Source organism: Methanocrinis sp. (genome assembly GCF_049974945.1).
Classification (GTDB): domain Archaea; phylum Halobacteriota; class Methanosarcinia; order Methanotrichales; family Methanotrichaceae; genus Methanocrinis.
In genome coordinates this window covers 2,328-5,018 of sequence record NZ_JBNGCU010000106.1, presented here as the reverse complement: position 1 = coordinate 5,018, position 2,691 = coordinate 2,328, and the positions used below count along the sequence as shown (strand labels likewise).

Annotated in this window: 3 protein-coding genes; 2 read left to right on the top strand and 1 reads right to left on the bottom strand. The window is 63.3% G+C overall.

Going from position 1 to position 2,691, the window contains the following annotated elements; all coding sequences use genetic code 11:
- Nucleotides 1-82: 82 nt before the first annotated feature.
- A complete protein-coding gene (locus ACP5EL_RS08995) occupies nucleotides 83-364 on the bottom strand; it encodes a hypothetical protein (protein ID WP_428402176.1) in 282 nt (93 codons plus the stop codon).
- Between the two features lie 54 nt (nucleotides 365-418).
- Between ACP5EL_RS08995 and ACP5EL_RS08990 the strand changes: the two genes are divergently transcribed.
- Together ACP5EL_RS08990 and ACP5EL_RS08985 are read left to right on the top strand one after the other, a co-directional pair.
- Nucleotides 419-1,897 (top strand): aminoacyl-histidine dipeptidase, encoded by a 1,479-nt coding sequence (locus ACP5EL_RS08990; RefSeq protein WP_428402175.1) that lies wholly within the window; start codon nucleotides 419-421, stop codon nucleotides 1,895-1,897.
- A 126-nt stretch (nucleotides 1,898-2,023) separates the two neighbouring features.
- Nucleotides 2,024-2,691 (top strand): FAD-binding oxidoreductase (locus ACP5EL_RS08985; RefSeq protein WP_428402174.1); only part of this gene is annotated, 668 nt, incomplete at its 3' end.

Here is a 2,691-nt window from a genome sequence, read left to right as displayed (position 1 = left end):
TTTCCGATGAGAGTTCTGCCGAACTCGCCGCTGTAGAAGACCACGACCTTCATAAGCATCCCTCTTGGTGGCCACATCTTATCTATTCTTTGTTCCCGACCCCGGAACTCCGAACCCCGGCCACCAGCTCTTTCAGCCCCGACACCTCGTCGGCGAGCTCTTCGAGGGACACAGACTGGCCCACCAGGTCCAGGGCAAAGGCACCCCGAGGCCCTATGGCCACCACGGCCTTGGCCCTCTTTAGGCAGGCAAAGGCAGCACCCTCCCCCCAGACCTCCGAGAAGGAGAGGACCTCTGCCACAGGTATCAGGATCGTCTCCCCGACCCTGAGGGGGTTGTCTGCTTCGAGCACCCTTCGATTCATCCGATCACCATTTATCTATAGCCGCTCTTTGTAGAAAAATGCGAGGGTGAGAGGATGGATGAAGATCTCAGCGGCATAAAGCCCCAGATCCTCTGGGGCCACTTCAACGAGCTCAGAAAGATCCCCCGGTGTTCCAAGCACGAGGGACTGGCGGCGGAGTACGTCGTCTCCGCCGCGAGGAGGCTTTGGCTCGAATGCAGGACTGACGATGCCGGAAACGTCTTGGTGAGAAAGGAGGCGACCCCCGGTGGGGAGGGCTCTCCAAAAGTCCTCCTCCAGTCCCACCTGGACATGGTCTGCGAGAAGAACAAAGACATCGATCACGACTTCTCGAAGGACAAAATCGAGGTGGTGGTCGATGACGGCTGGATCTCTGCGAGGGGCACCACCCTCGGCGCCGATAACGGTATCGGGGTCGCCGCGGCCCTCGCCGTCCTGGAGGAGACCGGGGCGGTCCACGGCCCCCTGGAGCTTCTATTCACCGTCGATGAGGAGGAGGGTATGTCCGGCGCCAGGGGGCTCGGGACGGATGAGATCGGGGCCAGGATGATGATCAACCTGGACACCGACGACCCTCACTCCGTCTATGTGGGATGCGCCGGCGGCGAGAACTCACATCTCAGGCTTCCCCTCCAGTGGGTCCGACCACATTTCGAGGGCGGGGCGACGGCCTTCGAGGTCGTCCTCAAGGGCCTTGCGGGAGGCCACTCCGGCGTGGACATCAGCCTCGAGAGAGGAAACGCCATCAAACTTCTGGGCTTTCTCCTCGGAGAGGCCATTGAAAAAGTTCCCTTCAGCCTCGCCTCCATCCGGGGCGGGGAGAAGCATAACGCCATACCTCGGGAGGCTGAGGCTCACGTCGTCCTCTCGCGGGAGAGGGCGGAGGAGTTTAGGTCCCTGGTGGAGGCGGGAGAGAGGGACCTCCAAGAGGAGTACGGGAAGGTGGAGCCGGGCCTGGTGGTGGAGGTATCGCCCCTGAGCCTGCCCGAGAGAGCCGCGTCCCTGGAGGAGTCAGAGCGGGCCATAAGCCTGATCAGGGCTCTGCCGAACGGGGTCATCCGGTGGAGCCCCGAGATCGAGGGGCTCGTCGAGACCTCGACGAACCTCTCGGTCGTCTTAACCGAGGAGGACGGCATACTCCTCCGGGCAGCCTCTCGATCCTCGTCCAGGGTCGGCCTCAGGACTACGACGGGATGGATCGGAGCTGTGGCGGACCTGGCGGGAGCGGAGGTCGAGAGGGGGGACAGGTACCCGGGAAGGCGGCCGAAGCTCGACTCGAAGCTTCTTTCGGCCTGCAAGAAAGCCCACCAGGAGGTCTTCGGCCGCAAGCCAGAGGTGAAGTCGATTCACGCTGGGTTGGAGATGGGGATAATCGGGGAGAAGTTTCCGGAGATGGAGATGGTCTCTTTGGGTACATTGATCGAGCACCCCCATTCCCCCGACGAGAGGGTGAAGATATCGGCGGTGGAGGAGTTCTACAGCTTCCTCCTGGCGACGCTGGAGAAGATCGCGGAGATGGAGGGGCCACGATAGAGACGGGCCCCGAGAGAAAGCCGGAAGGGGAGGGCATCGACAGGCTATTATACTCCCCCGACGGAACGGATCCTCCGATCCGTCCCACCAGAGCGGCTCCAATTCTCACCATCATGAGGTCTATCGATGAATCTGATCGATCAGCTCCGAGAGATCGTCGGCGAGAGGCTCTCAGCCGCGCCATCGGAGAGGCTCTGCTACTCCTCCGACGCCTCCATGGTCAAGGGCATGCCCGACTGCGTAGTCCGACCGATGTCGACCGGGGAGGTCTCAAAGGTCGTTGCCCTCGCAAGCGAGCTCGGGGTGGCGGTGACGGCCCGGGGCGCGGGGACGGGCCTGGCGGGCGGGGCCGTCCCCCTCCGGGGCGGGATCGTCCTCGACCTCTCGGGGATGGACCGGATCCTGGAGATGGATCTTGAAAACCTTCTGGTGGTGGTGGAGCCAGGGGTCATTCAGACGAGGCTGAACGATGCCCTGAAGCCCCACGGGTTCTTCTTTCCGCCCGACCCCGGAAGCTCCGCCATCTGCACCATCGGGGGCCTGATCGCCAACAACGGCAGCGGGATGCGGTGCGTCAAGTACGGGACGACCCGAAGCTACGTACTGGACCTGGAGGTGGTTCTCGCCGATGGCCGGACGATCAGGACCGGCTCGCGGACACTGAAGTCGGCGGCGGGCTACGACCTCACCAGGCTATTCATAGGCTCGGAGGGGACCCTGGGGATCATCACCCGAGCCGTCCTCAGGGTGGCGCCGCTCCCGAAGGCCCGCCGGCTGGTCATCGCCTCCTTCGA

What these genes read in the sequence shown, in the direction of transcription:
- ACP5EL_RS08995 (WP_428402176.1), bottom strand. Translation starts at nt 364, where the DNA reads ATGAATCGAAGGGTGCTCGAAGCAGACAACCCCCTCAGGGTCGGGGAG.
- ACP5EL_RS08990 (WP_428402175.1), top strand. Translation starts at nt 419, where the DNA reads ATGGATGAAGATCTCAGCGGCATAAAGCCCCAGATCCTCTGGGGCCAC.